General features: G+C 73.0%; 32 protein-coding genes. 14 read left to right on the top strand and 18 right to left on the bottom strand.

The features are described 5' to 3' along the window. Window positions 1-58 precede the first annotated feature (58 nt). The 7 genes from HD595_RS37850 to HD595_RS37820 all read right to left on the bottom strand — a co-directional run bounded on the left by HD595_RS37850 (window position 59) and on the right by HD595_RS37820 (window position 6175). Window positions 59-565: a flavin reductase family protein gene (locus HD595_RS37850; RefSeq protein WP_253777761.1), complete on the bottom strand. Its 507-nt coding sequence runs from the start codon at window positions 563-565 to the stop codon at window positions 59-61. Next, window positions 562-1170, bottom strand: a complete 609-nt coding sequence (locus HD595_RS37845) for an NADPH-dependent FMN reductase (RefSeq protein WP_253777759.1) — start codon at window positions 1168-1170, stop codon at window positions 562-564. The genes HD595_RS37850 and HD595_RS37845 overlap by 4 nt, the downstream gene beginning before the upstream one ends. Continuing rightward, window positions 1167-2510 carry an LLM class flavin-dependent oxidoreductase gene (locus HD595_RS37840; protein ID WP_253777758.1) on the bottom strand — a complete coding sequence of 448 codons (1344 nt, stop codon included), beginning with the start codon at window positions 2508-2510 and terminating at the stop codon, window positions 1167-1169. The genes HD595_RS37845 and HD595_RS37840 overlap by 4 nt, the downstream gene beginning before the upstream one ends. Beyond that, complete coding sequence (locus tag HD595_RS37835; RefSeq protein ID WP_253777757.1) at window positions 2507-3511, bottom strand: ABC transporter permease; 1005 nt, start codon at window positions 3509-3511, stop codon at window positions 2507-2509. The genes HD595_RS37840 and HD595_RS37835 overlap by 4 nt, the downstream gene beginning before the upstream one ends. Then, window positions 3504-4328, bottom strand: a complete 825-nt coding sequence (locus HD595_RS37830; protein WP_253777755.1) for an ABC transporter ATP-binding protein — start codon at window positions 4326-4328, stop codon at window positions 3504-3506. The genes HD595_RS37835 and HD595_RS37830 overlap by 8 nt, the downstream gene beginning before the upstream one ends. Further along, window positions 4325-5344 carry an ABC transporter substrate-binding protein gene (locus HD595_RS37825; RefSeq protein ID WP_253777754.1) on the bottom strand — a complete coding sequence of 340 codons (1020 nt, stop codon included), beginning with the start codon at window positions 5342-5344 and terminating at the stop codon, window positions 4325-4327. Before HD595_RS37825 ends, HD595_RS37830 begins: the two co-directional genes overlap by 4 nt. 360 nt (window positions 5345-5704) lie before the next feature. Further along, the gene (locus HD595_RS37820) at window positions 5705-6175 is read right to left on the bottom strand and encodes a MarR family winged helix-turn-helix transcriptional regulator (protein ID WP_253777752.1); all 471 of its coding nucleotides are present in this window, start codon (window positions 6173-6175) and stop codon (window positions 5705-5707) included. Between the two features lie 90 nt (window positions 6176-6265). Here HD595_RS37820 and HD595_RS37815 point away from each other — a divergent pair, with 90 nt between their 5' ends. Beyond that, window positions 6266-6811: a YceI family protein gene (locus HD595_RS37815; protein WP_253777750.1), complete on the top strand. Its 546-nt coding sequence runs from the start codon at window positions 6266-6268 to the stop codon at window positions 6809-6811. A 26-nt stretch (window positions 6812-6837) separates the two neighbouring features. Beyond that, on the top strand, window positions 6838-8076 hold the full coding sequence (locus HD595_RS37810) for an SGNH/GDSL hydrolase family protein (RefSeq protein WP_253777748.1): 1239 nt from the start codon (window positions 6838-6840) through the stop codon (window positions 8074-8076). 67 nt (window positions 8077-8143) lie between these two features. Here the strand turns inward: HD595_RS37810 and HD595_RS37805 are convergent, their stop codons facing one another. Beyond that, window positions 8144-8602 carry a VOC family protein gene (locus HD595_RS37805; protein ID WP_253777746.1) on the bottom strand — a complete coding sequence of 153 codons (459 nt, stop codon included), beginning with the start codon at window positions 8600-8602 and terminating at the stop codon, window positions 8144-8146. 153 nt (window positions 8603-8755) lie between these two features. Continuing rightward, complete coding sequence (locus HD595_RS37800) at window positions 8756-9775, bottom strand: aldo/keto reductase (RefSeq protein ID WP_253777744.1); 1020 nt, start codon at window positions 9773-9775, stop codon at window positions 8756-8758. A gap of 136 nt (window positions 9776-9911) precedes the next feature. Here HD595_RS37800 and HD595_RS37795 point away from each other — a divergent pair, with 136 nt between their 5' ends. After that, window positions 9912-10499: a TetR/AcrR family transcriptional regulator gene (locus HD595_RS37795; RefSeq protein ID WP_253777743.1), complete on the top strand. Its 588-nt coding sequence runs from the start codon at window positions 9912-9914 to the stop codon at window positions 10497-10499. Window positions 10500-10562: 63 nt separating this feature from the next. Here HD595_RS37795 and HD595_RS37790 read toward each other — a convergent pair whose 3' ends face one another. Next, complete coding sequence (locus HD595_RS37790) at window positions 10563-10877, bottom strand: hypothetical protein (protein WP_253777741.1); 315 nt, start codon at window positions 10875-10877, stop codon at window positions 10563-10565. Window positions 10878-10940: 63 nt separating this feature from the next. After that, the gene (locus HD595_RS37785) at window positions 10941-11879 is read right to left on the bottom strand and encodes a hypothetical protein (protein ID WP_253777740.1); all 939 of its coding nucleotides are present in this window, start codon (window positions 11877-11879) and stop codon (window positions 10941-10943) included. Between the two features lie 134 nt (window positions 11880-12013). On the opposite strand from HD595_RS37785, the gene HD595_RS37780 reads away from it, so the two are divergent. The 6 genes from HD595_RS37780 to HD595_RS37755 all read left to right on the top strand — a co-directional run bounded on the left by HD595_RS37780 (window position 12014) and on the right by HD595_RS37755 (window position 16596). Next, entirely contained in the window at window positions 12014-13042 is a 1029-nt protein-coding gene (locus HD595_RS37780) for a medium chain dehydrogenase/reductase family protein (protein ID WP_253777738.1), read from the top strand. Between the two features lie 139 nt (window positions 13043-13181). Continuing rightward, entirely contained in the window at window positions 13182-13394 is a 213-nt protein-coding gene (locus HD595_RS37775; RefSeq protein WP_253777736.1) for a hypothetical protein, read from the top strand. Between the two features lie 32 nt (window positions 13395-13426). Next, window positions 13427-13720 (top strand): YciI family protein, encoded by a 294-nt coding sequence (locus HD595_RS37770; protein ID WP_253777735.1) that lies wholly within the window; start codon window positions 13427-13429, stop codon window positions 13718-13720. Window positions 13721-13821: 101 nt separating this feature from the next. Continuing rightward, window positions 13822-15024, top strand: coding sequence for an MFS transporter (locus HD595_RS37765; protein WP_253777733.1), 1203 nt, complete (start codon window positions 13822-13824; stop codon window positions 15022-15024). A 104-nt stretch (window positions 15025-15128) separates the two neighbouring features. Continuing rightward, a complete protein-coding gene (bla, locus tag HD595_RS37760; protein ID WP_253777731.1) occupies window positions 15129-16115 on the top strand; it encodes a class A beta-lactamase in 987 nt (328 codons plus the stop codon). A 100-nt stretch (window positions 16116-16215) separates the two neighbouring features. Continuing rightward, window positions 16216-16596 carry a hypothetical protein gene (locus tag HD595_RS37755; protein ID WP_253777729.1) on the top strand — a complete coding sequence of 127 codons (381 nt, stop codon included), beginning with the start codon at window positions 16216-16218 and terminating at the stop codon, window positions 16594-16596. A 27-nt stretch (window positions 16597-16623) separates the two neighbouring features. Here HD595_RS37755 and HD595_RS37750 read toward each other — a convergent pair whose 3' ends face one another. The 3 genes from HD595_RS37750 to HD595_RS37740 are packed head-to-tail and all read right to left on the bottom strand — an operon-like array spanning window position 16624 to window position 18260. Continuing rightward, complete coding sequence (locus tag HD595_RS37750) at window positions 16624-17652, bottom strand: DinB family protein (protein WP_253777727.1); 1029 nt, start codon at window positions 17650-17652, stop codon at window positions 16624-16626. Between the two features lie 9 nt (window positions 17653-17661). Continuing rightward, complete coding sequence (locus tag HD595_RS37745; protein ID WP_253777725.1) at window positions 17662-17877, bottom strand: hypothetical protein; 216 nt, start codon at window positions 17875-17877, stop codon at window positions 17662-17664. Next, complete coding sequence (locus HD595_RS37740) at window positions 17841-18260, bottom strand: TetR/AcrR family transcriptional regulator (protein ID WP_253777723.1); 420 nt, start codon at window positions 18258-18260, stop codon at window positions 17841-17843. The genes HD595_RS37745 and HD595_RS37740 overlap by 37 nt, the downstream gene beginning before the upstream one ends. A gap of 162 nt (window positions 18261-18422) precedes the next feature. Between HD595_RS37740 and HD595_RS37735 the strand changes: the two genes are divergently transcribed. Then, the gene (locus HD595_RS37735; RefSeq protein WP_253777721.1) at window positions 18423-18785 is read left to right on the top strand and encodes a hypothetical protein; all 363 of its coding nucleotides are present in this window, start codon (window positions 18423-18425) and stop codon (window positions 18783-18785) included. Window positions 18786-18940: 155 nt separating this feature from the next. After that, window positions 18941-20653 (top strand): SpoIIE family protein phosphatase, encoded by a 1713-nt coding sequence (locus HD595_RS37730; protein ID WP_253777719.1) that lies wholly within the window; start codon window positions 18941-18943, stop codon window positions 20651-20653. A gap of 61 nt (window positions 20654-20714) precedes the next feature. Here the strand turns inward: HD595_RS37730 and HD595_RS37725 are convergent, their stop codons facing one another. After that, complete coding sequence (locus HD595_RS37725; protein WP_253777717.1) at window positions 20715-22844, bottom strand: AAA family ATPase; 2130 nt, start codon at window positions 22842-22844, stop codon at window positions 20715-20717. Window positions 22845-23003: 159 nt separating this feature from the next. Here HD595_RS37725 and HD595_RS37720 point away from each other — a divergent pair, with 159 nt between their 5' ends. Further along, window positions 23004-23213 (top strand): hypothetical protein, encoded by a 210-nt coding sequence (locus tag HD595_RS37720; RefSeq protein WP_253777715.1) that lies wholly within the window; start codon window positions 23004-23006, stop codon window positions 23211-23213. A gap of 78 nt (window positions 23214-23291) precedes the next feature. Next, the gene (locus tag HD595_RS37715; RefSeq protein ID WP_253777713.1) at window positions 23292-23933 is read left to right on the top strand and encodes a hypothetical protein; all 642 of its coding nucleotides are present in this window, start codon (window positions 23292-23294) and stop codon (window positions 23931-23933) included. Between the two features lie 12 nt (window positions 23934-23945). Here HD595_RS37715 and HD595_RS37710 read toward each other — a convergent pair whose 3' ends face one another. After that, window positions 23946-24890: a GlxA family transcriptional regulator gene (locus HD595_RS37710; protein ID WP_253777711.1), complete on the bottom strand. Its 945-nt coding sequence runs from the start codon at window positions 24888-24890 to the stop codon at window positions 23946-23948. Window positions 24891-25026: 136 nt separating this feature from the next. Between HD595_RS37710 and HD595_RS37705 the strand changes: the two genes are divergently transcribed. Beyond that, on the top strand, window positions 25027-25548 hold the full coding sequence (locus HD595_RS37705) for a snapalysin family zinc-dependent metalloprotease (RefSeq protein WP_253777709.1): 522 nt from the start codon (window positions 25027-25029) through the stop codon (window positions 25546-25548). 94 nt (window positions 25549-25642) lie between these two features. Here the strand turns inward: HD595_RS37705 and HD595_RS37700 are convergent, their stop codons facing one another. Both HD595_RS37700 and HD595_RS37695 read right to left on the bottom strand, forming a co-directional pair. Continuing rightward, entirely contained in the window at window positions 25643-25819 is a 177-nt protein-coding gene (locus tag HD595_RS37700; RefSeq protein WP_253777707.1) for a hypothetical protein, read from the bottom strand. A 36-nt stretch (window positions 25820-25855) separates the two neighbouring features. Next, window positions 25856-26293 carry a VOC family protein gene (locus HD595_RS37695; RefSeq protein ID WP_253781437.1) on the bottom strand — a complete coding sequence of 146 codons (438 nt, stop codon included), beginning with the start codon at window positions 26291-26293 and terminating at the stop codon, window positions 25856-25858. Window positions 26294-26664 lie beyond the last annotated feature (371 nt).

The raw sequence follows: 26664 nt of genomic DNA, 5'->3' as shown, positions 1-26664 counted from the left end.
CGAGCGACCCTCGCGCGAAGCGCGCCCCCGTGAGGGCCTTGCTCTTCCGCCAGCCGCGTCAGGAATGAGCGAGGAAACGCCCGAACCTGCCCTGGTGGTACAGGAGCGGACGTCCCGCGCTGTACACGTGGGCCTCGGCCACCAGGCCCACCACCAGCACGTGGTCGCCGACGTCGGCGGTCTCGTGCGGCAGGCAGATCAGGTGGGCCGACACGTCGTGCAGCAGCGGCGCCCCCAGCGGGCCGGGACGCCAGCGGGTGGGCTCGGCGAACCGGTCGATGTCCTTGCGCGCGAACCTGGCCGCCACCTCCTCCTGGTCGCTGGCCAGCACGTTGACCGCGAAGTGGTCGGCCGAGCGCAGCCAGGGCCACGTGGTCGAGCCGCGGTCGACGTAGAAGGACACCAGCGGGGGATCCAGGCTGACCGAGGAGAACGAGGTCGCGGTCAGCCCGACCGGGATGCCGTCGGACTGCGCGGTGATCACCACGACGCCGGCGGCGTGCACCGCGAGGGCACGGCGGTAGTGGTCGGCGTCCACCGCATGGCCGGGCAGGGTCTCCGTCATGGCGCCGCCCCCACCGTGGCCGCCGCCTGCCTGGGCTCCCCTTCCGGAGCACCGGCCGGTCCCGTCCTGGGCTCCCCTTCCGGCGCGCCGGCCGGTCCCGTGGCGGCCGCCACCTGCGGCGCGACGCGGTCGGCCCAGGCGTCCAGGCGCTCGTCCAGGTCGGTGAGCTGCGATTCGAGCAGGGCCAGTCCGGGGGTGGGCACGGTGGCGCCCAGTTCCACCAGCAGCGGCCGCAGGTGCACCTCCACCGCCAGGGAATGCGCGGGATCGCCCATGACCAGCAGCGGCAGAGCCGTGGTCCCGGCCAGCGCCCCGGACGGGAGCCGGTCGAGGAACACCTTCAGCAGGCCGGTGTAGGTGCCCTTGTAGGTGGGGCTGGCCACCACCAGCAGGCTCGACCGGGCGACCAGGTGCAGCGCCGCCTCCACGCCCGGGTACGGCCCGGGCGACAGCAGGTGCGGCCCTAGCGCCGACAGGTCCACGACCTCACCGGGCACGGCGTCGTCGTACCCGATCCGCCGGGCGACGGCCCGGGTGGCCCGCACGGCCACGGCCAGGGTCCTGGAGCCTTCGCGGGGGTTGCCGACCAGGGTGACGACGCTCATCCGGCCACCGCCACTTCCAGCTCCGCCTCACCCTGCGGGGCGTACCGGGAGCGGGGCCGGGCGAGCCCGTAGGTGCCGCGCAGCGTACGGCTCTCGTACTCGTACCGGAACAGGCCCCGGACCTGCAGCTCCGGTACGACGTGGTCCACGAAGTCGGCCAGGCCGCCGGGCAGGATCGGCGGCATGACGTTGAAGCCGTCGGCGGCCCCGCCCTCGAACCACTCCTGGATCTCGTCGGCGATCCGCTCCGGGGTGCCGGCCACCACGCGATGGCCCCGGCCGCCGGCCAGGCGGGCGATGAGCTGCCTGACCGTGAGGCCGTCCCGCCGGGCCAGGTCGACGACGAGCTTGCGGCGGCTCTGCGCGCCCTCGGTCTCGACGGGGATGTCCGGCAGCGGGCGGTCGAGCGCGTCCTCCCCCAGCTCGATGCCGGTCATGTGGGAGAGCTGGGCCAGCCCGTACGCGGGGATGATGAGCTCTTCGAGCTCCTGCTCCAGTTGGCGCGCCTCCCGGTCGGTGGAGCCGATGATCGGCGAGATGCCGGGCAGGACGAGCAGCTCGTCCGGCCGTCTGCCGTACGCGGCCAGGCGGCTCTTCAGGTCGGCGTAGAACTCCTGGCCTTCCTCCAGGGTCTGCTGGGCGGTGAAGACGGCCTCGGCGAAGCGGGCGGCGAACTCCTTCCCGTCCTCCGACGACCCCGCCTGCACCAGGAGCGGGTGCCCCTGCGGCGGGCGGGAGGCGTTCAGGGGGCCGCGCACCCGGAAGTGCTCGCCCTCGTGCTCGATCGGGTGGATCTTGCCGGTGTCGGCGTACAGCCCGTGTGCGCGGTCGCCGAGGATCGCGTCGTCCTCCCAGCTGTCCCAGAGCTTGGTGACGACGTCCAGGAACTCGGTGGCCCTGGCGTAGCGGTCGGCGTGCGCGGGCCGCTCGACGCCGAAGTTGTGCGCCTCGGCCTCGCTGGCGGAGGTGACGATGTTCCAGCCCGCCCGCCCGCCGCTGATGTGGTCGAGCGAGGCGAACTTGCGGGCCACGTGGTACGGCTCGTTGTAGGTCGTGGACACGGTGGCGATCAGGCCGATGTGGTCGGTGACCGTGGCGATCGCCGACAGCAGCGTCAGCGGCTCCAGGCCGCCGAGGGCGTTGTGCCGGACGTTGCCCCACAGGGCGACGCCGTCGGCGAGGAAGACCGAGTCGAGCTTGCCGCGTTCGGCGATCTGCGCGAGGTTCTGGTAGTGGCGGACGTCGGCGATCCTGGCCGGCTCGGTGCGCGGGTGCCGCCAGGCCGCCTCGTGGTGGCCGACGCCCATGAGGAAGGCGTTGAGGTGGAGCTTTCTCGTCACGTGGTCCTCCAGGTGGAGAAGCGGCGCTCGATCCTGAGCAGCAGCAGGTTGAACAGCAGACCGAGCGCGGAGATCGTGATGATCCCGGCGTACATCTCGGGGATGCGGAAACTGGACTGGGTGTCGAGGATGAGGTAACCGAGCCCGGCCTTGGCCCCGACCATCTCGGCGAACAGCAGCACGAGGATCGAGTAGGCCCCCGCCAGCCGGACCCCGGTGAAGATGGCCGGCACGGCGGCGGGCAGGATGACCTTCTGGAAGAGCCGGACCGGGCCGAGGCCCATGGAGCGGGCCGACCTGATCAGCAGGGGTTCGACGGTCTTCACGCCGCTGACCGTGTTGAGCAGGATCGGCCAGGAGCAGGCGTACAGGACGAAAGTGATCTTCGAGGTCTCGCCGATGCCGAGGATGAGCGTGAACACCGGCAGCAGCGCCACGGGCGAGGTGTTGCGGAACACCTCCAGCAGCGGGGTGAGCGCGTCGGCCACCGGCCGGTACCAGCCGATCAGCAGGCCGAGCGGGATGGCCAGCGCGATGGCCAGGCCGAACCCGGACAGCGAGCGGATCAGCGACGCCTGCAGGTGCTCCGGCAGCGGCCCGTCGAGCAGGAGCCCGTACCAGACGACGAGGTCCTCCGACAGCGGGGGCACGAACACCCGGTCGAACACGCCGATCCGGGGCAGCACCTCCCACGCGGCCAGGAGCAGCAGGATCGCCCCCGACTTCGTGGCCGCCCGCGACGCCACGCGGCGCGCCCGGCGCGCGAGCGCGGACGGCCGGCGGGCAGGGGCGACGGCCGGCTCCCCGGCGACGACCGACTCTTCGGCGATGGCCGGCTCACCGGCGACGGCGGGCTCCACGAGGTCGGCGGCGCCCACCGGCCCGGCGGGGGCCGCCGCCCCGTCCGGTGCCTCGTACCGGTCGATGGCGGTGGGGAGCTCCTGGGGCTCCCGCTCGCTCAGGGCGGTGCCGGTGGCGGGGGCGCTTCGCTGGTCAGCCACGGGCGGTCGCCGCCTTCCGCTCCAGCACCTGCGCCGCGGCGACCTCGTCGCGCAGCAACGTCCACACGTGGTGCCGGTACTCGCCGAACGCGGGATCCGCCCGCAGGTCACCGGCCCGGGAGTCGAACGCCACCTCGACGACCTCCTTGATGGTCCCGGGGCGGGAGGTCATGACCGCGACCCGCTGGCCCAGGTAGACGGCCTCGTCGATGCCGTGCGTGATGAAGATGATGGTCTTGCCGGTCTTGTCCCAGATGCGCAGCAGCTCCTCCTGGAGCGACTCGCGGGTCTGGGCGTCCAGGGCGGCGAACGGCTCGTCCATGAGCAGCACGTCGGGGTCGAAGGCGAGGCTGCGGGCGATCGCGACCCGCTGGCGCATGCCGCCGGACAGCTCGTGCGGGTAGCGCTCCTCGAACCCGGTGAGCCCGACGAGGTCGAGGTAGTGCCGGGCCCGCTCGCGCCGTTCCCTCCGGGGCACGGCCTTGGCCTCCAGGCCGAACTCGACGTTGGCCTGCGCGGTGCGCCAGGGAAACAGCGCGTACTGCTGGAAGACGATGCCCCGGTCGAGGCCGGGGCCGGTGACCGGCGCGCCGTCGATGACGATCTCGCCGGCGGTCGGCGCGGTCAGCCCGGCGACCAGGTCGAGGAGCGTGGACTTGCCGCAGCCGCTCGGCCCCACCAGCGCCAGGAACTCTCCTTCGCGCACGTCGAGGTCGACGCCGTCCAGCGCGACGAACGGCTCGCCGCCGTCCCGGACCTGGAAGACCTTGCGCACGTCGCGGATGCCGATCTTGCTGGTGACGGCGGTGGTGGTCATGACCCACTCCCGTTGGCGTAGGGGTTGTACGCGTTGGTGTAGAGGTCGGCCGCTTTGACCTGGCCGGGCTTGATCTCGCCCTCGCGGGCCAGCCAGTCGATCCAGGTCTGGAACTCCTTGGCGGCGATCACTCCGCCCTTGCCGGCGATGCCGGTGCTCTTCCAGAACGCCACCGTGGTCGCGTCCTCGTTGCGCCCGCGCTTGGCGATGATCTTCTGGAAGCGGGCGACGACCTCCTCGCGCGGGTGGGTCTGCGCCCAGTCGATGGCCTTGGCGTACGCCTCGACGAACTTCCTGGTGGTGGTGGGGTTGCGGGCGATGAAGTCCTCGCGCAGGACGACGGAGCCCGCGGTGAACGGCCCGAACAGGTCGATGTCGGTGAACAGCGGCCGCAGGCCGCCGCGCTGCAGCGCCTTGTCCTTCAGGACGCCGCCGAGCGTCCCCACGTCGAGCTGTCCCTGCCGCAGGGCCTGCTCGGTGTTGACCGGCGGGATCACGACGAGCTGGACCTGCCGGATCTCCTGCGGTGTCAGGCCGGCGCGCTTGAGGTACTCCTTGATGACGGCCTCGTGGTGCGCGCCGAGGGTGTTGACCCCGATCTTCTTGCCGATGAGGTCGCGGGCGGTCCGGATGGGGCTGTTCTCGGTCACGTAGTAGCCGTTGAAGGAGCGCTGGTCGGAGCCGTAGTAGCCGATCACCGCCTTGATCGGCGCCCCGGCGGCCTTGAGCTTGATGATCGCGCCGTTGAAGGCGCCGCCGAAGTCGGTCTGGCCGGTGGCGGCCGACTGGATGTCCTGGGGACCGCTGGTGGTGTTGCCGACCCACTTCAGCTTGATGTCGCCGAGGTAGCCGAGGTCCTCGGCGAGTTCGGGGTAGGTGACGCTGCCGACGTTCCCCTGGTAGCGCAGCTCTTTGACCTCTGCTCCGCCGGGTTTCGCCGCGCCCTGGGCCGAGCCGCAGGCGGCCGCTCCGGCGGCCAGCAGCACGGCGACAAGGGCATGTCTGATTCTGATCACGGATGGTTCCTCTGGAAGGGCGCGCCGGTGGGCCGGCACGCGGAAGAAGGGGGGTCGCACAGGGCGTGGGCGCCGTCGGCCACGCCGGGACGGGAACGGGAGAGGTGCGCGGTCGGCTGTCCGTGATCAACGACACTGCGCGCTGGCGACGTGGCAGAAGTCCACGTGCGGGCGCCGGGTCAGGTAAAGGCCCTGGCTCATGCCCCTGAACCTACGAGCCCGGGAGACCAAAGTCAATATTCCCTACAGGATATACATGGAATATTGCCGACCTGCGATCATGCCGTCCGGCGACACCGCCCGGCGCGTCACCACCAGGCCCGCCCGGCGCAGCGCCCCGAGGCCCTGGGAGTCGCCCTCCTAGTCCCCGGCCTTCGCCGCCGGTCCGGTCAGGTGGTCGAGGAGGGCCTGGCTGATGTCCGCGAGCTGCCGGAGCTGCTCGGGGGTGAGCAGGTCGATCAGGTGCTCGCGGACGCTGGCCACGTGGCGCGGCGCGGCGGCCCGGAGCGCGGCCAGGCCGTCGTCGGTGAGCACGGTGAGCCACCCGCGCCGGTCGTCGGCACAGTGCTCCCTGCGCACCCAGCCCTTCTGTTCGAGCTTGTTGATCGCGTGCGTGATGCGGCTGGGCTTGGAGTTGGTCCAGGTCGCCAGCTCGCTCATGCGCAGGGTGCGCTCCGGCGCCTCCGACAGCAGGACCAGGAGCTCGTAGTAGGTGGGGGGCATGTCGGCCGCGGTCAGCAGGTCGCGTTCGAGGCGGTCGGTCAGCAGGCGGGTGGCCAGGCCGAAGGTGCGCCAGGCGTGCTGTTCGTCGTCGTCGAGCCATCGGGTCACGGACGTCATCGTACTGGAAAGTTGCGTACTGAAATATCGCTGTGTACTGTCGTGCTCAATCTTCCAGCGCTGAACTAATAGGAGCTCGGCATGTACCCCAGCGACCTCACCGGCACGTACGCCATCGACCCGGCGCACAGCCGGTTCGGCTTCACCGCCCGCCACGCGATGGTCACCAAGGTCCGCGGGAGCATCCCGGTCCACGAGGCCACCGCCTCCCTCGACGCCGCCGACCCGGCCGCCTCCAAGGTCCGCGTGGTCCTCGACGTGGCCGGCATCCAGACCGGCAACCAGACGCGCGACGACCACCTGCGCACCGGCGACTTCCTGGACGCCGCAGCCCACCCGTACATCACCTTCGAGTCCACCGACGTCGAGCACGTCGGCGGCGACACCTTCGAGGTCACCGGCGAGCTGACCATCCGCGGCGTGACCCGGCGGGTCACCGTCTCCCTCGACCACACCGGCACCGCGGTCGACGCCCAGGGCATGACCCGGGTCGGCTTCGAGGGCGGCACCGTGATCAACCGCAGGGACTTCGGCATGACCTACAACGCGGTCCTGGAGACGGGCGGCGTGATGATCTCCGAGAAGATCACGCTCGAGTTCGACCTGTCGGCCGTCAAGACCGTCTGACCCACCGTCCGCGAGCGTTCCCGAAAGTGACAGCGTCCGTCATGCGCAACCTCACCGTCCCCGTCCTTGCCGCCGCACTCGCCCTGACCCTGGCCGCCGCCCCCGCCGAGGCCGCGCCCCGGCGGTGGGCGGCGGCCTGGGGAACCGCCGCCCAGCCGGCCACCGCGAGCACGTCCTGGTACGGCCCCAACTGGTCGCGGGAGGGCTTCGCCCGCCAGGGCGCCGAGACCCTCCGCCAGGTCGTCCGGGTCGGCACCGGCGGGGCCTCCGTGCGGGTCAGGCTCTCCAACGTGTACGGCACCGCCCCGCTGGCCGTCGACGGAGCCGCGATCGCCCCGGCCCTCCAGGGGGCGGCCACGAGCCGGCCGCGTCCCCTGACCTTCGCCGGCCGTGAGGCGACCGTCGTCCTGCCGGGCCGCGAACTCCTCAGCGACCCGGTCCCCCTGCCGGTCCGCGCCCTCGGCAAGCTGGCGGTGACCCTGCGCTTCACCCGGCCCACGGGCGCGGCCACCTTCCACCACTTCGCGCAGGCCACCTCCTACCGGGCCGGCGGCGACCACCTGGCCGACACCGGCGGCGACGCGTTCACCGCCACCACGAACTCCTGGTACTACCTGACCGGCGTCGAGGTCGCCTCCCCGCGCGGGGCCGGCACCGTGGTCGCCTTCGGCGACTCCCTCACCGACGGCGTCGGCTCCACCGTCGGCGCCGACCGCCGTTACCCCGACCGGCTCGCCGAACGTCTGGCCGGCCTCGGCCGTCCCCTTGCGGTGGTCAACGCCGGCATCGGCGGCAACCGCCTGCTGACCGACTCCCCCGAGTACGGCGAGAACGGTCTCGCCCGCTTCCGGCGCGACGTCCTCGACCGGCCCGGCGTCCGCACCGTCATCGTCATGGACGGCGTCAACGACCTGGCCGAATGGAACAAGCCCCACCAGGCGTCCGCCGAGCGGCTCATCGACGGCCACCGTCGGCTCGTCCAGGCCGCCCACGCCAGGGGCGTCAAGGTCGTCGGCGCCACCGTCATGCCCATGAAGAACGCCGCGCTCGCCTACAGCCCGGCTGCGGAGGCCGTGCGCGAGGAGGTCAACGCGTGGATCCGCACCGGCGGCGTCTACGACCACGTCCTCGACTTCGACGCCGTGGTCAGGGAGCCCGGCGACCCCGACGCCCTGCGGGCGGACTACGACTCGGGAGACGGCATCCACCTCAACGACGCCGGCTACCGCGCGATCGCCGAAGCCGTCGACCTCGCCGCTCTGTGACGTGCCCAGCGGGGCGGCCGTGGGTCGCCGCACCGGACTTGGTGCGGCGACCCACGGCCGGGCGGGCTCATCCGGCCGCGGCCTTCTCCAGCTCCGCCACGTCGATCCTGTTCATGGTCCGCATGGCGGCCGCCACCCGCCGCGCCGTGGCCGGGTCCGGGTGGCTCATGAGCTCGGCGAGCCGCCTGGGGATGATCTGCCAGGACAGGCCGTACCTGTCCTTGAGCCAGCCGCACCGCGACTCCTCGCCGCCGTCCGCCGTGAGCCTGGCCCACAGGTCGTCCACCTCCTCCTGCGACTCGCAGTCGACGTACAGCGAGATCGCCTCGGTGAAGCGGAACTCCGGCCCGCCGTTGAGCGCGAGGAAGCGCTGGCCCGCCAGCTCGAACGTCACCATCATGGCGGGGCCGCCCTCGCCGTGGCGCACGACGTCCAGGACGCGCGAGCCGGCGAACAGGGAGGTGTAGAACTCCGCGGCCTCCTCCGCCTGGTGGTCGAACCACAGGTAGGTGGTGATCTTCTGCATGTCGGTTCCTCCGTGTGACGCGGACAGGCTTCCTCACCTGCCCTTTCGCCTACGCGTCGATCGGGGGCCGGCGGAATCGACACGATCTCCGAGAAATTTCTCAGCCACTTTCCGGTGCGTGGACGTCGCGACGGACGCGATCGCGGCGGTCGTTCAGCGGCGGCGCAGCGACGGGTCGAGCAGGGCGGGCGGGGTATCGAACTTCTCGTGCGCGGCGAGGTCCACGCCCGGCGCGACGATCGCGTCCACGGCGTCGAGGACGTCGGCGGAGAGCACCGTGTCCGCGGCGGCGAGCTGGGCGCGCAGGTGGTCGAGCGTGCGCGGGCCGATGATCGCGCTGGTCACGGCGGGGTGCGCGGTCACGAAGCCGAGCGCGAGCTGGATCATCGTCAGGCCGGCCTCGTCGGCGACCTTCGCCAGCCGCTCGACCGCGTCCAGCCGGGCGCGGTTGGCCGGCAGGGAGAGGTCGAAGCGCTGCGGCAGGATCGTCGAGCGATGGGTGGTGATGTCCCGGCCCTCGCGGATCGCGCCTGACAGCCAGCCCGAGGCCAGCGGGCTCCACGCGAGCACGCCGAGCCCGTACTGCTCGGTCACGGGCAGGACGTGGGCCTCGATCCCGCGCTGCAGGATCGAGTAGCTGGGCTGCTCGGTGACGTAGCGGCTCAGGTGGTGGCTCTGGGCGGCCCACTGGGCCTGGACGATCCGGTAGGCCGGGAACGTCGAGGAGCCGAAGTAGCGGATCTTCCCCGCGCGCTGCAGGTCGGTGAGGGCCGACAGCGTCTCCTCGTCACCGGTGCTCGGGTCCCAGCGGTGGATCTGGTAGAGGTCGACGTGGTCGACGCCGAGGCGGCGCAGGCTGTCGTCCAGCGCGGTGAGCAGCCAGCGGCGCGAACCGCCCTGATGGTTGCGCTCGTCGCCCATCGGCATGCCGGCCTTCGTGGCCAGCACGATGTCGTCGCGGCGGCCGGCGATGGCCTTGCCGACCATCTCCTCCGAGTCGCCCTGGCCGTACATGTCGGCGGTGTCGATGAGGTTGACGCCCGCCTCCAGGGCGGCGTCGACGATGGCCGTGGCCTCGTCCTGGGTGGTGCGTCCGATGGCGCCGAAGTTCATCGCGCCGAGCGCGAGGGAGCTGACGTGCACGCCGGTGCGGCCCAAGGTGCGGTACTGCATGAGGGTGTTCCTCCACTGCGAGGCGATCGTGGCGGCTCGGGCGGTTGCTCTGGCATCATGAGAAACCGGAACCGTGTTCCGTAAGATACGGAACACGGTTCCGGTTGGCAAGCCCGGCTACGGAGAGGACGGCACGGTGAACGGCAGCCACGAGGCCACAGGAGGTGCGGCGCCGCGCAAGCGGGCCGACGCCCGGCGCAACGAGCGGACGCTGCTCGACGCCGCCGCCGCGGTCTTCGTGACCTCAGGAGTGGAGGCGCCGGTGCGCGACATCGCGGCCCGGGCGGGCGTCGGGGTGGCCACGATCTACCGCCACTTCCCGACGCGGGCTGAGCTCATCATCGCCGTCTACCGGCATCAGGTCGAGGCGTGCGCCGAGGCGGGTCCGGCCCTGCTGGCGAGCACGACTCCGCACGCCGCGCTGGGCCGCTGGATCAACCTGTTCGTCGACTTCCTGGTCACCAAGCACGGGCTGGCCGCGGTGCTGCGGTCCGACGAGGCGGGCTTCGACGCGCTGCACGCCTACTTCCTCGACCGGCTCGTGCCCGTGTGCGCCCGGCTGCTCGACGCCGCGGCCGCCGCCGGCGAGATCCGGTCCGGCCTGGACGCCTACGAGCTCATGCGCGGCGTCGGCAACCTCTGCATCGGCGCGGACAACGACCCCCGCTACGACGCGCGCCGCCTGGTCGAGCTCCTCATCGCGGGAATGCGCGTACCGCAGTAGTCGGAACAGTGTTCCGGAAAGCATGAGGGCCTGGACCCCAGAGGGAGTCCAGGCCCGGACGGCTCAGCAGCCGTCGGTCACGTAGCAGCCCTTCACGTACCACTTGCCGCTGTAGTAGGCGCCGCTGGACGCCTTGCTCGTACCGCCCTTGGGGGCCAGGCCACCCGGGATGTACGAGCAGGACGAGGTGGAGCAGAAGTAGCCGTAGACCCGGAAGTAGGTCTCAAGCCCGCTGGTGCACTTCACGCTCACCGAGTGGTCGGTGCTCGCGGTCTTGGAGCAGCCGCTGATCGCGGCCGCGGGGGACGCGGTGACACCGATGAGGGCGGTGGCCCCCAGGGCGATGCCGGCCACGCTGGAAAGGATCTTTTTCGTCACGAGGGTTCATGATCACCCATCGATGCCGATCTTCACAAGTGGGGTGAGGAGACTCCGGCCGGGTCAGTCACGAAGCAGCCGCTCGCGCCGGGCCAGCAGCCGTCCGCGCTCGGCCAGCAACTGCGCGCAGCGGTTGTTCATGAGCGTGCTCATGTCGTGGACCCAGCGGGCCGTCTTCTCGACCTCGGCGCGGGTGTTCTCGATGCGCTGATGCTTGATCGCGTCGGTGATGATGTTGTCGAAGAAGGTGTCGACGAACCACCGCGTGTCGACCTTGGGCAGGCGGGGCTGCGCGGCGAAGCCGACGTCGGCCAGCTCCCGGGAGAAGACGTCCAGGGCGCGCTGGGCGTGCCAGGCGGCCTGGTCGGCGGTGCGCAGCCGGTCGTGCTCGATGCTGTCGGCGATCAGGCCGCCGCCGAACAGGTCCCAGGTGGAGGCGCTCCGGGCCGAGGTGAGGTGGCGCAGCACCGTGCCGAGGGCGTCCTGCGCGGCCCGGCCGGCGCGGTGGGCCTCGGTGTGCTCGCGGGTGTCCGCCGCCACGCGGCGGAGCGCGGCGTCGATGTCGGCCAGCTCCCTGGCGCGGGGATCGCCGCCGTTGACGAGGAGCCGCTCCTTCTCGGCCAGTAACCGCGCGTACTCCTCGGGGGCGCTCGCCAGTCCGGCCAGCTCGGTCTCGGCCGCACGGGCGTCCGCCTCGAGCTGGGCCAGGCGGGCGCGGTGGCCCTCGACGCGCTGCCCGGCGGCGGCCGCCTCGGCGCGCTCGCGGGCCAGCCGCTCCTCGCGGTTGCCGAGCAGACGGGCCAGGGCGGCGGACAGCCCGCCTTCCAGGCGGGAGACGTCGTGCTCCTCCCGGGCCAGCTCCCGTTCGAGCTCCGCGAGCGTGTCCCGGGCCTGCCGGATCTGCTCCGCCGTGGCCTCACACAGCCGCCGCAGGTGGTCGGCGCGGTGCGTGCGGGCGGCCGCCTCGCGCAGCCGCTCGTCGAGATCCGGGGTGCTCGTCACATCTCGAAGGACGAACGAGACCTTCCGGATGTTCCGGAGTGTGCCGTGGGTCGTCCGCGCTTGACGGCCGTCCGTTCCTTGAGTTACAACTTCTAACTAAAGCGAGAGCTACTAACAGACCCATGGAGGTCGCCATGAACGCCGCAGAGCTCGTCGAGGTCGTCCTGCCCGGCAAGGTGGAGCCGGAAGGATTGCTGATCAGGCACGGAGCCGTCCCGGCCGCGGGCCCCGGCCAGGTCGTCATCCGGATGGAGGCGACCGGCGTCTCCTTCGCCGAGCAGCAGATGCGCCGCGGCCGGTACTACGACCAGCCCCCGTTCCCGTTCGTGCCCGGCTACGACGTGGTCGGCACGGTGCTCGCGACCGGTGACGGCGTCGATCCCGGGCTGGCCGGCACCCGGGTGGCCGCGCTGGTCAAGGTCGGCGGCTGGGCCAGCCACGTGGTCGTCGAGGCGGCGGACGTGGTCGAGGTGCCGGAGGGGATCAGCGCCGCGCAGGCGGAGACCATGGTGGTCAACGGCGTCACCGCCTGGCAGATGCTGCACCGCAAGGCACGGGTCCGCGCGGGGCGGACGATCCTGGTGCACGGCGCCAACGGCGGCGTGGGCTCCGTCCTGGCCGACCTGGCGCTGGCCGCGGGCGTGAAGGTGATCGGCACCGCGTCGGCGCGCCACCACGACACCCTGCGGCGGCGCGGCGTCGTCCCGGTCGACTACCGCGCCGACGTCGCCGCGCGCGTCCGCGAGCTGGCCCCCGGCGGGGTGGACGCCGTCTTCGACCACGTCGGCGGGCGCGGCATCGTCGCCTCCTGGCGCCTGCTCGCGCCCGGCGGCACGCTGGTCTCGTACGGCAGCGCCTCCACCCGTGACGACGACGGGTCCAAGCAGTGGCCCGTGCTCAAGCTGCTGGCCCGGGTGTGGCTGTGGAACGCGCTGCCCAACCGCCGCCGCGCGTACTTCTTCAACGTCTGGGCGGGGCGGGCCCTGGCCAGGAACGCGTTCCGTGCGCGGCTGCGCGCCGACCTCACCCAGGTCTTCGCGGCGCTGCGGCGCGGCGACGTCACCGCGCGGATCGCCGCCGAGCTGCCGCTCGCCCGCGTCGCCGACGCCATGCGGCTGGCCGAGTCGGGCACGGTGGCCGGGAAGATCGTCCTCACGCCGTAGGGTTCTGCACGCCAGGGCCGACCCCGCCGGGGTCCGATCTTGGGTGACAAACGGGTTCTTGCGCTGCGGGAGGTGTGAAAGTCGCCTCACGGGATAGGTGTCGGCGTTCATCGCTCACACGGCTCGTGGAGGGGCTCTCATGACAGCCGATCAGTCGCTCATCTGCCCGAAGTGCCAGGGTGTGATCGCCGCCGCGGACCCCGCCGCCTACACGCCGGCCCGCGCTCGGCTGATCGTCTCCCAGGGTTTCTGCCAGGGGAAGTGCTCCGACGTCGAGCACGAGCCCCGTCCCGAGGAGTCCGCCGTGACCGCGGGGTCCCACCGCCGGGCGGTCACCGCGGGAGCGTCGTGACCGGCCCGGGCACGCCGAGCTAGGCTCGGGTCATGTTCGTGGTCTCGGTGCACTACACCTCGCCGCTGGAGCGGATCGACGCGCTCATGTCCGCCCACGTGGAGTGGCTGGACCGCAACTACGCGGCGGGCGTGTTCCTGGCATCGGGGCGCAAGGTGCCGCGCACGGGCGGGGTCGTCCTGGCCGCCGGCGTGTCGCGCGAGGAGCTGGACGCGATCGTGGCCGAGGACCCGTTCGCCGTGGAGGGCGTCGCCACCCACGAGATCACCGAGTTCCTCGCCACCAAGACCGCTCCCGCGCTGTCGGCGTACCACCAGCGGCTCTGATCACTCCCCGGCTCAGGAGCGGGTGAGCGCAACCGCGGGCGGACCGGTCAGCGGGTGGACCGGCGACGGCTATCATCTGGGGACTCCCTCTCCCCCGGCTGGTGACCTTGCTCCGTACGTCCACGTCTCCCGACGCGGAGTCCGTCTCGGGGCGTCGTGCGGTCGCGGTCGTCGTGTGCATGCAACTGGCCGCCGCGCTCGGCTACTACGCGGTGATGGCCCACCTGGTGGCGCACCTGCGCGACGGCGTGGGCCTGGCCGCGGGGACGATCGCGCTGGTGCTCGGCCTGCGGGTCGCGGTGCAGTACGCGCTGTTCCTGCCGTTCGGTCCGCTGGTGGACCGGCTCGGGCCGCGGCGGGCCGGGATGCTGGCCTGCGGGCTGAGGACGGTCGCGTTCGGCCTGCTCGCGGTCGCCCAGGACGTGGGCACGCTCCTCGGCTCGGCGATGGCGCTCGCCGTGGGCGGGGCGCTGCTGCATCCTTGCGCCCAGTCGCTGCTCGCCCGGCTGCCGTCCGCGAGCAGGTCCGGGGGCTTCGGGATCTACGTGGTGTCCGGTCAGATCGCGGCGGTGGCGGGTCCTCCGGCGGGGCTGGCGCTGCTGGCGGGGGGTTTCGGGCTGCTGGCGGCCGTGGCCGCGGGCGCGTGGGCGGTCGCGGCCGTGCTGTTCGGCCTGCTGCTCGGGGCCGGCCGAAGCGCCGGGCCCGTCGATCCCCGCGCGCTGGTGCGGGGCGTGGCGGACGTCGTGCGCGACCGGGCGTTCGCGCGCTTCGCCGCCGTCACCGCGCCGAGCACCCTGCTGGCCACCCAGGTCACGACCGTGGTGCCGCTCAGCGTCGCGGACTCCGGCCAGGCCACGTTGTTCTTCTGCGTGGGGGCGGCCGGCGCGGCCGGCGTGCAGCCGTTCCTGTCCCGGCGCGAGCGAGGGGGACGGCCCTGGGTGCTGCGCGCCGGGCTGCTCTGCGCCGGGCTGAGCTATCCGCTGGTGGCCGCGCTGCCTCTCGCGGCGGACCGGCAGGGGGCCGTGCTGGTGGCCGCGGCCGTGCTCAACGGGCTCGGCACGGGGCTGACGCAGACGGGGACCTTCCACACGATCGCCGGTCGCGCTCCCCGCGAGCGGGTCGGTGCGGCCATCGGCGTGGTCAACTTCCTGGCGGGGACGGTGGCGTTCGCGGGCGGCCTGCTGGTCGGGCGGCTCTTCGACGCGGGCGCCGCCTCCGTCGCCCTGGTCGCTCTCGCGGTGCTCGGAGCGGTGTCCGCCGCCGCCGTCGGCCGGGTGGGAGAGCAGGTCTCCGACCAGCGGTGATACGGGAGCCGATATGGGTCCGGGTTCGATACTGGTATTGGACATCGCGTGATCGCATCTGTTTTGCTCCTGCCCTCTGACCGATCATCAGCAGAGGATGCGACATGCGATTTCCCGAGTCCTCGGAGCCACGCGAGTCCCGCCGGCTCCGGCGCGCCGCCGCGGCGCTGCCCGCGGCCGTCCTGGCGATCTCCCTCCTGTCGGGGGCCACGCCCGGCACGGCCGCCGCCGCACCGGCCGGCGCACTGGCCGCCGCGCCGGCCGTCGTCGCGACGGCTCCGGGCGAGGCCCAGGTGCGCAAGGAACTGCGCGCGCTGGAGTCGGCCTTCCAGGGCCGCATCGGCGCGTACGCGGTGGACACGGCCACGGGTAAGACCCTCACCTATCGGGCGGGTGAGCGCTTCGCGCTGCTGTCCACGTTCAAGGCGCCGCTCTGCGCCGCCGTGCTGCACAAGGCCCGCACCGCCGAGCCCGGCCTGATGGGCAAGCTGATCAAGTGGACCACCGACGACCTGACGCCCGGCTCGCCGGTCACCGAGAAGCACGTCGAGGACGGCCTGACCGTCGCCCAGCTCTGCGAGGCGGCCACCAGCGTCAGCGACGGCACCGCCTCCAACCTGCTGCTCAGGCAGATCGGCGGCCCCGCCGGCCTGACCAGGTACTTCCGCTCGCTGAAGGACCCGGTCTCGCGCATGGACCGCTGGCACCCCGCGCTCAACGACTGGACCCCCAAGGACCGGCGCGACACCACCACCCCCGCGGCCATCGCCGCCGACCTGCGGCTGCTCGCGCTCGGCGACGCCCTGCACCCCGAGGACCGCAAGCAGTTCGTCGCCTGGCTGCTGGCCAACAAGACCGGCAGCAACCGCATCCGGGCCGGCCTGCCCAAAACGTGGACGATCGCCGACCGCACCGGCACCAACTCCGACGGATTCGGCGGCGGCAACGCCATCGCCGTCATCTGGCCCGGCCAGGACGCGGCCCCGATCGTGATGGCCGTATACACCAACCGCACCCCCGGCCTGCCCATCGACGAGAAGACCATCGCCAGGACCGCCACGGCCCTGGCGCGGGGGCTCGGCAAGCCCTGACGCCCGGCGAGGCGTCGCCGCGCCTCACTCTGTTGACGGCCGGACGTCGACCGCCCGGGCGAGCGAGGCGCGAGATAGCGTCACAGGCGAAGATCTCTTCATGGACCACGTCATCGACCTGGATCAGGCCGCCGCCGAGATCACTGCACGCCTCCCTGCCTGGACCGCGCGAGGGCTCAGCCCTGGACCGATCACCTGGCGCGATGAGAGCGCACCCTGGCCTCAACCGTTGGAGACCGACCGCGCTCCCGTTGCCGACCCTGACTCGATCGGCGTGCGTGTCCGTGGCGCCGACGAATGGGCCGAGGTGCAGATCGTTCTGTACCGCGGCGGCTGGGCAGACCTTGATGCCCTGACCAACGATGAGATCGCCATCGAATGCCCGCAGATCACCACCCCGGCAAAGTTCGGCGCCCTCCTGGACTCCGCCACCACGCGCTTCCTGGCCCTGGAGGAGGGATGGAACGATCAGTGGCGGTAGCGCGGCAGAAGCCGGGTCAGCGCCAATTCAGGCACCGACCTCGAGCACGGCGAGGTCGCGCACCGCATAACGGTGATGCTCGGCCTCTTCCTTCAGCACCACCTTGAGGCAGCGGCGCACGACGTACTCCTGGTCGGGATACGGGTCCGCGGGCTTGCGACCGCATACCCGGTCGAGCTCGGCCTCAGTGAGCCCATCGACGGCACGCCGCATCGTGGCCATCCGGGCGAGCCGGGGCGCGAGCACCTCGTCGAGCGTCGGGGTGGCTTCGAGGGTGAGACCGAGCTTCGCCGTCGCGTCGGGCGGCATCCCGCCGGCAGGGAAGCCCAACGGGTGGTACGGCGCTTCCTCCTCCAGCACGGCATTGCCGAGCCAGGCATCGCCGGCGAACAGCAGGTGCCGTTGGGTCTCGACCAACGACCACTCGCCGTTGACCTGCTCGTGCAGCTTGGCCTCGGGCAGCAGCCTAGCGCGGTCGAGTGTCTCCGCCCACACCGTCTCGATGGCTTCCCAAGCAGCCCGGTAATCGTCGGGGGACGTGGCGTCACGCGCCAGCACCCGAGTGGGGTGCTGCCGGTCGAGCTCAGCCTCGACGTACGCGGTCACGTCGACGTCGTTGACGACGAGACGCTCGAAGTCGCCACCGAGGTAAACGTCGCTCCCATAGCAGTCGACGATCTTCAGACCGCTGACCTCGCAATCGCGGATCTCCAGACCGGCAAGGTCGCACAAATGAATGCGGGCACCGCGGAACTGGTCACTCTGGGCATACTCAGCAGCCATTGAGGCAGTCTCCCGCGTTCGTCCCGCGCCCGTCCACCACGAAGGCACCGCGGGCGGGTGGCGGATGAGGCTGAGCCGGTCGAGGTCCACGCCGGTGCGCCACGCGGCGACGCGGGCCGAGAGCCGGCCGAAGAACACCGGCATGCCGTGCTTGCGCGCGCCCTGGTCGCTCGTCACGCCGGCGTCGATCATGGGGGCGTCCAGCACGACCCGGTCCACCGTCCCGGCCAGCGGAGAGCGCGTCAGGAACCGGCCGATGACCGCCCCGCCCATGGACGTGCCCTACAGGACGAAACGCCTGGCCCCCATGCCCTGGGTCGCCCGTACGGACGCCTCCAGGTCGCGCCACTCGTCGGCCCCGAGGTGGATCAGCCCGTCCGGTGAACGCGGAGCGCCCTCGTCGTTGCGGTAGGAGATGACCAGGAACGGCAGCCCGAGCTCCCGCACCCCCGACAGGACCTTCAGCTCGGCCGTGCGCCTGCCGTTCTGCCCGTGCACCGCGACGACCCAGGTGGTGCCGTCTCCGAGCTCGGCCCCGCTCCCGCCTGGTACGTGCCCGGACACGGCACCACCAGGTGCGTGAACGCCGGAGAGGCGTCGCCGGCGAAGTCGTCGGGAAAGCGCCGGGTCCGCTCCCTGGGCTCGGTCATCAGGAACGTGTAGAGATGCGGGCCGCCCAGGGCGAAGTCCAGGAAGTCCTCCAGCAGCCCGAACACCCGGCTCTCCCCGTCGGCGCCCTCGGCGCGCTGGCCCCGGCTCTCCCCCAGCCGCCGGAAGGCGCGCTCGGCCACGTCGTCCAGCAGCGCCTGGCGGTTCGCGTAGTGCTTGTGGACGGCCATGGCGGTCACGCCGGCCGTGTCGGCCACCCGCCTCAAGGTCACCCGAACACAATTACGCATAGACACGGTCCGTGACAGAACCGATACTCATCGTGTCAGCCCTTTGCCCCCTGCGATCACACCGTCACCCCCAGTGCGCGCATTCGCCGGCGTGCCGCGCTGCCCGGGGCCGTGGCCGTCAGGGGACAGCACAGAAGGAGAACGATGCAGTCGAAGTGGTTCCTGGCCCTCCCCCTCACCGTCCTCGCGGCGGGGGCCTGCCTGACGACGACCGCCATGGCCAGCCAGACCTCGGCTCCGGTCGCGGCGGCCGCCCGCCCATCGGCTCTGCCACCCGGCTACCAGCTCGTCACCCTGCCCAACGCCAACGTCCCCAACTTCCAGCGCCGCACGCTCTACTGCCCCGGCAGTAAGAAGGTCCTCGGCGGCGGCGCCGAGGCCCGCGGCAACCGGGCGATCCTGGTCGGGTCGTTCCCCACCGATGACGGCCACGGCTGGATCGCCCTCGGCCGCCAGGACGGCTACAGCGACGTCGGCATCAGCGTCTTCGCCATCTGCGCCGACTGACCTCCGGCTCACCCGGCCCCGGTCGCCCAGCGGCCGGGGCCGGCCCATGCCCGGCGTCGCGTTCCCGACCGACCACGCTTGCCGGGCATAAGCGGCGTTCCTCTAGGCTGCCTGTGGCGATACGGTCACCGGCGGCAGAGGAAGGAGCGGCGTCCATGAACGTGCCCGACGACACCGCGCCGTCCTGGACGGCGCAGGACAGGCGCCTGCGCCGGCTGCCCGACCTCGCCCACGCCGGGGCCTACGTGGTGGACGAGCGCGGTCGGATCGTGGAGGTCAGCGACCAGGCCGAACGCCTGCTGCAGCGCCCCACCGCGGACCTGCTCGGCCGCGACGCCCACGACCTGCTGCACCGCGGCAGGTACGGCGAGGCCCTGCCGCGCAGCCGCTGCGCGATGCGCCAGCCCCTCATCAGCGGCGGCAGCGCCCAGGGCGAGGGCGAGTGGTTCGAGCGCGGCGACGGCCTGCTGATGCGGGTCGCCTGGATGGTCACCCCCTGCCGGCTCGACTCGGGAGAGACGGGAGCGCTGGTGCTCTTCCACGAGACGCCCGCCTCCGCGCCGCCCCCGCACGAGGCCGCCGGCGCCACGGCCTCGATGTCGCAGCTTGACCGGCTGGCCCTGCTCGCGGAGACGACCGCGACGCTCACCGCCAGCCTGGACGTCGAGGAGACGCTGCGCCAGCTCGTGCACCTGGTCCTGCCGCTGCTCGGGGACTGGGCGGTGGTCGACCTGCTCACGGAGGAGGGCGGGGTGGCGCGCGCCACCGTCGCGCACCACGAGGGCGGTCTCGTGACGTACCGGGACGACCTGGAGGGGCCGATGCCGCCCGTCCCCCAGGAGTCGCCGATGCCCCTGTCGCGGGCCCTGCGCGGGGTCACCGCCACGCTCGTGAGCCCGCAGACCTACCAGGGGCCGCCCGACTCCGGCATCGCGGTCATCCAGCAGGAGCTGTTCCGGGCGACGGGCATGCACTCGGCGTGCATCGCCCCGCTGCGCGGCGTGCGGGAGGTGGTCGGCGCCCTGACGGTGGGACGTTCCGGTCAGCCGGCCACGTTCACCACCGCCGACCTGCTGCTCGTGGAGGACATCGCCCGCCGGGCGGGCCTGGCGCTGGACAACGCCCGCCTGTACGAGCGGCAACGGCGGGTCGCCGAGACCATGCAGCGCCACCTGCTCCCCCAGCTCCCGACGGTGCCCGGGCTGCAGATGAGCGCCTCCTACCGGCCCGCGCCCCGCGCCTCGCAGGTCGGCGGCGACTGGTACGACTCCTTCGTCCTGCCCGACGGCGCCACCGCCCTGGTGATCGGCGACGTGGTCGGCCACGACCTGGACGCCGCGGCCGGCATGGCGCAGGTCTGCAACATGCTGCGCGCCTACGCGGGCGCGGAGCGGGAGCCGCCCAGCGTCATCGTGGACCGGCTCGACTGGGCGGTGGCCCGCATGGCCGAGACCACGATGGCCACCGCCGTCCTGGCCCGGCTGGAGCACCGCGACGACGGCGTATGGCGGCTGCACTGGACCAACGCGGGCCACCCGCCGCCGCTGCTGGTCGAGCGGGACGGGCGCACCCGCTTCCTGGAGGACGGGCACGGCCTGCTCCTGGGCACCGGCATCCCCACCGTCCGCACCGACGCCGCCGTCGACCTGCCGCCCCTGTCCACGCTGGTGCTCTACACCGACGGCCTGATCGAGTCGCCCACCCGGTCGCTGGACGAGGGGATGGCCCGGCTGAGCCGGTACGCCGCCTCGCTCGCCCAGCGGCCGGTCGGCTCGCTGGGCGACGTGCTCATCGACCGCGTACGCCCCGCCGACAACGACGACGACGTCGCCCTGCTCACGGTGCGCATCCCGGACCGGCCCCGCTGACGTCTCCGGAAGGCTTCCCGGCCTCGGCCTCGGCCTTGTCCGGAAGGCACCCCGGCCGGGCCTAGCCGGTCTCCGGCAGCGCGGCGAGGCCCCAGGCGGCCCTGATCCGCTGGAGGCTGGAGCGGGCCAGGACGTCGGTGCGGCCGATCTCGCGCTGCGCCCGCGCCAGGGCCGCGAACGAGCCGGGGAAGTCCGGGTCCGCGGCCGCCGTGACCGCCGCCTCGGTCAGGTCGTCGGTGAAGATGCCGCTGATCGTGTCGAGGTGGTGGGCGCGGTTGGCGAGCGTGGCGCCGAGCTTGTCGCCGCCGGGCGTGAGCGCGGCCTGGCGGGTGATGTTGGCCGCCAGCTCGCCGAGGCCCCCGTGCGCGGCGACCAGCGGCGCGTGGAAGAGCTGCAGCAGTTCCTCCCCGTGGCCGCCGGGGACGGCGCTGTTGGCGACCCGTTCCAGCTCGCGCCCGACGAGCGCGGCGGTCACCTCCGACAGCGGGCACGGCCGTTCGGGCGTCACCCGGGCGATCGCGGCGCGGGCCATGCGCAGCAGGTCACGGGGGCTGCCGCCCGACAGGCAGTGGAACAGCGCCGAGAACGGCGCGGGCAGGCCGACGACGCGGGTGTCGAGCAGGCGGACGGACGTCTCGTAGTCGAGCGGGTCCACGCGGACGACCTCGTCGATGGCGCTGTCGAAGGCGTCGCGGCGGCCGAGCGGGGCCAGATCGGCCTCGCGCAGCGCCTCATCGGACACCGACAGGACGAACAGGCAGTGCGGCACGTCGAAGACGGCCTTGAGCTCGTTGAGGAAGTCGCGCGCCGCGGTGGCCGGGGCGATGCGGTCGAGCTCGTCGACGCCGACCACCAGCCGCCGCCGTTCGGGGGCGTCGTGCAGCTCCGCCGCCACCCGGCGCAGCAGCGTCCGCAGCGCGTTCACGATCTCGGGGTACGTCATCGGCTGGTGGGCCAGGCTGGTGCCGCGTTTCATCGACACGCCGAAGCCGCTCCAGCCCAGGTTCGCGTTGGACTCGTTGGAGCGGGTCTGCACGCTGCGCACGCGCCGCAGCTCCCGCTCGGCCAGCGCGGCCGTCTTCAGCCCGCTCGCCCTGACCCGGCGGCAGAGCACCTCCAGCAGGTGCAGCATGAACTCGCGGCGGTCGTAGGCGACGGGCGCCATGACCTCCACGCTCAGCCAGTTCTTGCGGGCGGGGTTGCACAGCTCCTTGAGCAGCTCCGTCTTGCCCACCCCGCGCGGGCCGGCCAGCGCCACGCTGCCGCCGGCCATGGCGTCGGCGATCGACAGCAGCGCGGCCTCCGCCGCGGTGCGCACGTGGACGTCGGGCGAGCGCACGTTGCTGAGGCCGGGGGCGGCGCCGATGCTCAGGCTGACGGCGTGCGGGCGGGTGACCTTGCCGCTGATCTCGCCGCGCAGGAAGCCGAGCAGGCTCTCGCGCAGGGTCTCCTGCCAGACGGTGGCGAGCCGGGTGACCTCGTCGTCGCGGTCGAGCTGCTGGAGCTCCTCCAGGGCGGTCGTGCAGGCCGCCCCGTAGACGGCCAGCGTGCCGAGGACGACCAGCCACTCCCAGGCGTAGCGGTCGTCGTCGCCGGGGACGTGACCGGTGGTGAACTGCCAGACGATGTCGCTCGCGCCCTCGCCCAGCCAGAACGCGGAAAGGAGGAACGCCACCACCGCCGTCGTCGTGACCGTCACCTTCAGACGGCGGATCTCGTCCGGCGAGCCGTCGGAGGGCGCCTCCGCCATCACCAGGTACCCCCACCAGACGACGAAGGCGACCGCCGCGACGATGACCGCCAGCCCGAGCAGGGCGTACAGGACGTACTCCAGCACCTCGCCGACCTCGACGGCGCGGTGCTCGCCGTACGCCGCCTGCAGCCTGTCGGCCCAGGCCGTCGCCACGAACGACGCCAGCACGAGCACGACGGCGACGCACCACGACACCCACGCCGCGAGCCGCCGCAGGCGCCGCCGCCGGCGGGTGGCCCGCAGGTCGGCCTCGGCCCGCCGCCACTCCTCCTCCGCGGCCCTGGCCTGAGCGAGGACGAACGCGCGATGCTCGAAGGCGGTCCGCTTGAGCTCGTCGGCGGAAGGGGCGCCGGGCTCGGCCAGCGCGGCGACGATCTCGGGATCGCGCAGGGCGCGGGTGAGAAGCCTGGGGTAGACCTCGTCGTGGACGTCGCTCATCGGCCTCCGCTCCGCGCGGACAAGGGGGACGGCTGGAGGCACATCCTCGCACGGGGATCGGCGCGCGGACAGCCGGTGAGCTCGTGGACGCCCTGACGAGCCGTGCATGATCGCTAGGGTGGAGGCTTTCCTCCCCCTTCACCCCCTGGGAAGTGTCACGTGCTCCGTCGATACCGTTCGGGCGTTCCCGCCCTGCTCGTCACCGGCGCGTACGCCGTCGCCGTCGTGGCCGCCGCCGTGGTCGCGCCGGCCACCGGTGAGCTCGGCCCGCTGTGGTGGCCGACCTTGCTCGCCGGGGCGGACGAGGGCGCCACGGCGACGTCGCCGAACGTGCTCGTCCCGCTCCTGGCCGGCGCGGCGTGGGCCTAGGGGCTGTGGCAGGGCCTGCGCGGCCCGCTGGCGGGACCGCCGCCCGAGCTCGACCGCGACACGCGGCTGCTGCGACAGGTGCTGTACGCGAGCGCCGCGTCCACGCCGCTCGCCCTTGTCCTGCCGGTATGGCCCTGGTGGGCCGGGGTGCTCACCACTCTCATGACGGCGATGTCCGTGGTGCTGTTCCAGCCGGTGCTGGGAGACAGTCTGCAGCCGGCCGGGTTCGCGCGGGCCGTGGGCCTGCTGGGTTACGGCGGCACCGCCGTCCTGGAGGTGCTCGGCGCTTTCGGCCTGCCGGTGCCCCGCGTGCTGTCCGTGCTCTGCGCCCTGGCGGCCCTGCTCTGGCTGGCGCTGATCCTGCGGGCGCAGCGCGGGGACGGCCGCTGGCGGCCGGCCACCTTCCGGTACGGCGTCGCCGCCCTGGTGGCGCCGATCGCCGGCGGGGCGGTGGGCGAGCTGCTCGGCGGCGTGGCGAGCGTCTACGCCTACGCACCGGCGGCCACGGGCGTGCTGATGGTGATCTGGCTGGCCCGCACCGCCCACGAGCTCGCCGACCCGCGCCCCCGGCCGTCCCGGTCCGAGCCCGCTCCCGCCGAGCCCCTCCCCTCCCAGCCCGTCCCCTCCCGGCCCGCTCCCGCCGAGCCCTTCCCCTCCCAGCCCGTCCCTTCCGGCCCTGCCCCCTCCGGCCCCGTTCCCACCGAGCTGCCGGCGTCGTGACGGGCCGCCGCTCTAGCGGGTGCCGCGGAAGGCGGCGCGGTACGCCTTCGGGGTCGTGCCGGTGACGCGCCTGAAGCGTTCGCGGAAGGCCGTCGCGGAACCGAACCCGGCCTCGGCGGCGATCCGCTCCACGGCGCGGTCGGTGTGCTCCAGCAGGTACTGCGCCCGCCTGACCCGGGCGCGCAGCAGCCACTGCACGGGCGTGGTGCCGGTCTGCTCGCGGAAGCGGCGGCTGAACGTGCGCGCGCTCATGCCGCAGCGGGCGGCCATGACCTCCAGGGTGAGCTCGTCGCCCAGATGCTCCTCCATCCACGCCAGCGTCGGTTCGAGCAGCGAGCCGCGCGGCAGCGGCGGCTGCTCGTGCACGATGTACTGCGCCTGCCCGCCCTCGCGCTCCAGAGGGGCCACGGCCATCCGGGCGGCGTCGGCCGCCACGGCCGAGCCCAGGTCGCGGCGGACCATGTGCAGGCACAGGTCCAGTCCCGCCGACGCCCCCGCCGAGGTGAGGAACTGCCCGTTGTCCACGTACAGCACGTCGGGACGCACCTCCACCTTCGGGAACAGGCGCGCGAGCCGCGGCGCGGCCAGCCAGTGCGTGGTCGCGGCCAGGCCGTCCAGCAGCCCGGTGGCCGCGAGGATGAAGGCGCCGCCGCAGATGGAGGCGATGCGCGCGCCGCGGGCGGCCGCGTCGCGCAGCGCCTCCAGGACGTCGAGCGGCGGCGGCCCGTCGATCTCGCGGCCCGGCACGATGATCGTGTCGGCGGCGGCGAGGGCCTCCAGCCCGTGGGAGGCGTGGATGGTGAAGGTCTCGGTCGGCACCCGCGGCCCCGTCCCGCACACCAGCACCCGGTACGGGCGCCGCCCGCCGGGCAGGCGCACCCGGCCGAACACCTCGACCGGCACCGCCATGTCGAAGACCACCGTACGCTCCAGCGCCAGGATCGCCACCGTGTGCACCAGCGCAGCGTACGCCGGACCGGGCGTCGGCGTGCATCGCGCCGCCATAGCACCGCGATAGAGGAAAACTGGCTTGTCCCCGGGCGGCGCCGGCGCGCCTACCGTGACAGCACCCCCCACTGTCCGAGGTGACACGATGCCAAGACCCCTCCGTCTCGCGCTCTCCTTCGTCCTCACCGTCGCCTTCCTGCTGGCCACCTCGCCCGCGCAGGCCGCGGCCCTGGTCACGGTCCTCCGGTACGACGCCGGCCGGGCGGCCGAGTTCCGCGGCGCGGTGGACCAGGCCGCGCAGATCTGGAACTCCAGCGTCGGGAACGTCCGCCTGGTGGCCGGCACCCCCGCCCACTTCGTCGTCACGGCCGACAACGGCTGGCCGCGCACCCTGCCCACCAGCCTCGGCCGGGGCACCATCTGGATGGGCCGGCAGGCCACCTCGCAGGGCTACAACCCGGTGCGCATCGCCGCCCACGAGATCGGCCACATCCTCGGCCTCCCCGACCGGCGCACCGGCCTGTGCTCCGACCTGATGTCCGGCTCCAGCGCCCCGGTGAGCTGCACGAACGCGAACCCGAGCGCGGCCGAGCGGGCCGAGGTGGACCGCAACTTCGCCGGCGCCACCCCGCTGGTCGAGTTCGGCCAGGTACACGTGGACCGCTGAGCGGCGCCGAGCGCCGCCACCCCGGTGGAGAGGGCCCGTGCCCCCAGAGGTCCGGCCCTCCCACCGGCCCCTCGCCCTCGGCGCGCGCCGGTCGTCACCCGCTCGCCGCCGGATCCGCGTCGCCGCCCTGCTCGTCCACCATGTACCGCGCGTACCAGCCCGGCCAGTCCGGGTCGGCGTGCCCGAGCTCCTGCTCGTGCCGGCCGTGCGCGGCCTCCGCGCGGCGCAGCGCGTCGGCCAGCTCGGCAGCGGACTCGAAGGTCACTGACATCTCGCTTCTCCTCCCTGGTGGGACGGCCGCCCGGCGTCACCGGCCCGGCAGGCGGGTGGTGACCTCCTGGAGCAGCCAGCCGTTGCCGTCGGGATCGCTGAACGAGGCGAAGGAGCCGTAGCTGCGGCGCTCCGGCGCGGGACCCGGCACCCGCGCGTCGGTCCCGGCGTGGTGGAACACCCCGCCGGCGTCGTGGAACACCTCGCTCACCCGCGCCCCGCACCCGACGAGCTCGGCCCGTGCCGCGTCGATGTCGTCGACGACCAGGTGCAGGCCCTGCGCCGAGCCGGGCGCCGCCGAGGTGACCCCGGAGCCGAAGATGACCGAGCAGGCCGAGCCGGGCGGAGTGAGCTGCACCACCCGGAAGCCGTCACCGCCCGCGACGTCGGCGTCCTCGCGCCACCCGAGCGCCTTGTAGAACTCCTTGGAGCGGTCCACGTCGGCCACCGGGACCACCACGACCTCGAGTCTCATGTCCACGGCGTCGGCTCCTCCCGTCCGGTGCCGGCGGCCGGACGCGCCGCCGGCCGCCGTCGTGTCACGGGGGGCCTCCCTTCCACCCTCGCCCCCATCGTCCCCGAAGTCCAGGAGGGAGACGCGGCCGAGCGTCGTCCCGTCCGTACGGCCAGGGCTCCGCGCCGCGCCGGTTTGCCGGTGGGCGCGGGGCTGTGCGAGCCTTGGGGTCCGTCTTCGGAAAGGGCTGACCCGTGACACTCGGCATGGTTCTCGGCGACCGCTCCTCGCGCGCTTCGACGCGGGAGCGGTAGCCCTTCCTGCCCTTTCCCCGGCGTCCGTGCCACGGCACGGACGCCTCCGGCCCGCTCCTCGTCGACGTGCGCCTCGTG

The sequence above is a fragment of the Nonomuraea roseoviolacea subsp. carminata genome (genome assembly GCF_024172185.1).
Classification (GTDB): domain Bacteria; phylum Actinomycetota; class Actinomycetes; order Streptosporangiales; family Streptosporangiaceae; genus Nonomuraea; species Nonomuraea roseoviolacea.
Note: the sequence above shows the minus strand (reverse complement) of the source record. Positions and strands in the feature narration are given on the sequence as shown.